Source organism: Endozoicomonas sp. (assembly GCF_051008435.1).
Lineage (GTDB): Bacteria > Pseudomonadota > Gammaproteobacteria > Pseudomonadales > Endozoicomonadaceae > Endozoicomonas_A.
Window position 1 is genome coordinate 1 of record NZ_JBPCXO010000191.1, and the last position, 4174, is coordinate 4174.

The 4174-nt window shown below is 46.7% G+C and carries 4 protein-coding genes; all 4 read left to right on the top strand.

What is annotated here, in order from left to right; translation table 11 throughout:
- Positions 1–2134 (top strand): RHS repeat-associated core domain-containing protein (locus tag ACR2PX_RS09335; RefSeq protein WP_433999088.1); only part of this gene is annotated, 2134 nt, incomplete at its 5' end.
- Between the two features lie 385 nt (positions 2135–2519).
- Positions 2520–2744, top strand: coding sequence for a hypothetical protein (locus ACR2PX_RS09340; RefSeq protein ID WP_433999089.1), 225 nt, complete (start codon positions 2520–2522; stop codon positions 2742–2744).
- 457 nt (positions 2745–3201) lie between these two features.
- Positions 3202–3420 carry a hypothetical protein gene (locus ACR2PX_RS09345; RefSeq protein ID WP_433999090.1) on the top strand — a complete coding sequence of 73 codons (219 nt, stop codon included), beginning with the start codon at positions 3202–3204 and terminating at the stop codon, positions 3418–3420.
- A gap of 534 nt (positions 3421–3954) precedes the next feature.
- Positions 3955–4174, top strand: a 220-nt coding sequence (locus ACR2PX_RS09350) for a hypothetical protein (protein ID WP_433999091.1), incomplete at its 3' end; no start/stop codon positions are given.

Here is a 4174-nt window from a genome sequence, read left to right on the forward strand (position 1 = left end):
CCGTTTTAATGATCAAGACCAGGTGATCAAACGCACTTTTGACTACCTGATAGACGGTGACTTGAAGACACGCACTGATGCTAACCAGAACAGCAGTCAATACGAATACGACGCCTTGAATCGTCTAATCAGCATGACCGATGCTGCTGGAGGCATAACCCGCTATGGCTATGATGCCCGGGATAACCTGACCAGCGTGATGGATCCGGAAGGTAGGGAAACCCGTTTTGAATACAACCTGCGAGATGAGGTCACTGCTGAGATCAAGGTGGGCCAAAACGGTCTGACGGATACCCGCAGAAGCTACCAATACGATAGCAATGGTAACCTGACTCAACTCACCACTCCTAACGGTGAAATCACCGTTTATAGCTATGATGCTGCCAACCGTTTGGTGGAAACTCACTTCTATGCCGGTAGTGAGCAACAGCAGAATGGCCAGCCAGAAAAAACGGTCAATTATCGCTACACCAACACCCATCAGTTTGCCGGGTACAGTGATGGCATCACAGAAACCGACTACACCTACGATGCTTTAAATCGTCTGACCCAGGTCGTCACAACCTTTAACAAAGGCAAGACGAACGAGTTTCAGAAAACCTACGGCTATAGTTATTATAAAAACGGCCAGAAAAAGACCTATACGACGCCGGAAGGCCAAACATACACTTACTACTACAACGGCAATAATCAGCTCAGCGGGGTGGCCATCCCCGGTCAGGGACGAATCAGCTACAACAACTTCAGTTGGCTGATTCCCCAGAACATCAGTTACCCCGGCAACAGTCAGGTCAGCCTGATCCCTGATGGGCTGATGCGCTATCGAAAAAAACTCACTACAGACCCAGCCAGTAACCCCATGCACAGTCTGGCCTGGGAATACGACCATGAAAGCAATATTACGCAAATCAGTCAGACGGAAGAGACGGCGGTTTATGGCTACGATAAGCTCTATCGCCTCGCTGAAGCCCAATACAGCACAAACGATAATATAGAGAACCATACGCCCAGAACCAACGAAGCTTACCGGTACGATAAGGTGGGTAACCGTCTGGATGAGAAAGCAAATAAAGCTGAACTGGCGCCTGCTCAAGGCTCAAAAGAGTGGACATACAATGCCTTTAACCAGCTTACTGAACAGAATGGTATCAGCTACGACTACAGTAAAAATGGTCATCTGATTAGAAGCGGAAAGCGTAACACTGAAGGCCAGATCGCTGTCGATCCAGACAACGTCATTCCTTTCTGGGCGTTTATCTACAACAGTGAAGAGCGACTCACAGAAGTCAAAAAGAACAACCTTACTGTTGCAACCTACCAGTACAATCCGCTGGGGCAGAGAGTCAGTAAAACTCTGGCCGACAATAATACGATCATCCATTACCTGTATAGCCAGGAAGGACTGGTAGGGGAGTATGACGAGCAGGGTAACCTGATTCAGGAATACGGCTGGAAACCCAATACACTCTGGATGACGGGCCCACTGTTCACAAGGACTCAGGACAATCAGGTGCATTACTACGTTAATGACCACCTGGGTACTCCACAGAAAGCGTTCCGGAGAAACGGCAAGGTGACTTGGAAGGCTGAAGCCAGTGCCTTTGGAGAAACAGTGGTTTGGGAAGGGAGTGAGCTGAGGAATAATTTGCGATTTGCGGGGCAGTACTATGACAGTGAAACGGGGCTGCATTATAACTTTTTTAGGGATTATGACCCGGTGAAAGGGCGGTATGTGGAGGGGGACCCTATTAGTTTACTAGGAGGAGTGAATAGGTATTTATACGTGAGCGGTAGACCTCTTAGTATGGTAGACCCTGATGGGAAAATTCCACTTTTAGCTTTTATTGTTGTACCAGTAGTTGGAGGGTTAGCTCAAGGTATTGCTTCTGCAATTACTGGGCAAAGTTTTGTCAATGGATTCATCTCGGGTGCTACAACGGGCCTTATTGCCACAGCTTTTGCCTTCTCAGGAGGGTTTGTAGCGATTACAGCAGGAATTGTCACAGAAGTAGCAATGTCAACAAATACTGCTTTAGGTGTTGATCCTAATTACGCTCAGAATATTGGAAATGCTGCTAAAGCTTTCAATAATATGAGTGAAAATAATTCACAAGAAAAGCAGATATGTGAGTGAAGGAGGGAGTATTTACATGTTAACAAATCCATTCGTGATTTATCTGTTTTCACTTACTTCATGGGCTGTGTTTTTTTATAAAAGTGTGGCGATAGATGATATTGAACACTTTGGTAAATATCCTTGGTATTTTTCGTTGTTAGCAATATTGTTTATATTAACTATTTGCTATTATACCATGCAAAATTATGAGACAAATATTGAGAAATTGGCTGCTTATTTTTGTCTGTTTCTGATGATATGTGTTTCAATAGTAGGTTTGATATGATCGAAAAATAAGGAATACCCACACATTTGACTAACCGGTCAGCTGATCTACCTTTCTCCTGTCACTGAATTTTTCTTCAGACAGGAGAAAGCATGACCCGTGCTCGTAGTGCTTTGATTGATCCAGGTTCCACACCCTATTATTCACTGTATGGCTCTCTGTGTATGGCAGGCTTACCTCTGTGGTGAAGAGCATCTGACAGACACGAATTATGAGCATCGTCGTCAATGGGTGGTGGACAGGTTGAGAGCGCTGGTCTCCTACTTTCTATATACCCATCGCTCCAGGAGCGAGTTGAGCGGTTGTCAGGTTCTGGTACTGGAAAGCAGTCAGGCAATCTGATGCCTTTTCGTCTGCAGGGTCAGAATCCAGAGGTGGCCCTTCCTTATAGACTTCATGACTATCTTGAACTGGTTGATTAGAGTGGGCGTGCAGTCAGGGTTGATAAAAAATGCGGCATTCCTTCAGATACTCCGCCTATTCTGGTCAGGTTAGAGATTGATTCTGCCGAATGGCTGAAAACCATGAGTTGGAATAATCGCTTCTACCGAGCAGTCGACAGGTTGGAGTCAATGAAGAGCTACCCTCGTGAGATGGGGTAAAAGTGGGTGCAGGGGTTGTTTTCTTGTAGTCGTTTATATCAATCAGGTAAAAGCTGACAGCAAACCCTTTCCGTAGTCATTCATTTATCTCATGAGTTGGGCGGTGGTTCTGGGCCCTTCCGGAATTCCTTTTATCCACTTCAGACTGATTTACCGTATAATCATTAATGAAGGCAACTCATAGGTAAACCTGCACAATGTTTCAGACCATTGACAACCTGAAGGCTCGGCTGGATGCTCTCAGACCTCTTCCTGAGAATACAGTCAAATCGCTCCATGAAGCTCTGGTTGTTGAGTGGACTTATCATTCCAATGCTATTGAAGGTAATACACTGACCCTTAAGGAAACCAAGGTAGTGCTTGAAGGTATCACAGTGGGTGGGAAGTCCATGCGGGAGCACTTTGACGAAAAATAAGGGACACCCAGTGCGCCGAGATAAGTCGGCAAGAGATTGAAGGTGAAAGCCTTTCATCCGGTAAGGCGCCGGAACCCCGAGTCATGGGCGGTTGTCAGTAATGGCAATGGTTAAGCGTTGACAGGGGAAGATGCAGGCTCAGCTCTTAATATGAAGAGGAGTTCCGAAATCAAAATCGAGAACGCCGACCACGTTGGGTGATTGGGAAGGCAATACGACGATAGTGCGTTCAAGTGCTTTTGTCGGTTCTCCGGAGTCTTAGATCTGGCGCATGTATTGATGTCTTTTGTGCTGAACTCGGGAGACCCTGTTTGTGATTCGTACTTTCCATGCGGGTCGGGTTCGGTGAAGCCTGAGGGCAAAGGCCGAATATCTACGCAGGCAGGGAGTCAGATAGTTTCATAGTAGTGAGGAAGCTAGCGAACAGCAGTCGCCTTCCTATGATACCGGCGAATTTCGTGATGCTTTTGTCGATCTTCGAGTTAAGACTCAGGCCGGTGATCTGGTCATTGAGCGTCAGTGGTTTAATGGTCAATGGGTCTGGACCGCCCCTGGAGTCGTCTGGAGATTGTCGGTTCAGCAGTGGATGATGACGGCAATGCAACCCCTGATCCGCTGACGGAACGTCCTTATGCCCTGATTCGTAATGGTAATTCTTATCTGAGACAGTCGGCTCGTGGCTCAGAGAACCCCGTTTTTCAGAACCTTCCCAAACGGACCCTCACGGCTCGTAACCAGGGTAAAGACGGTTTTC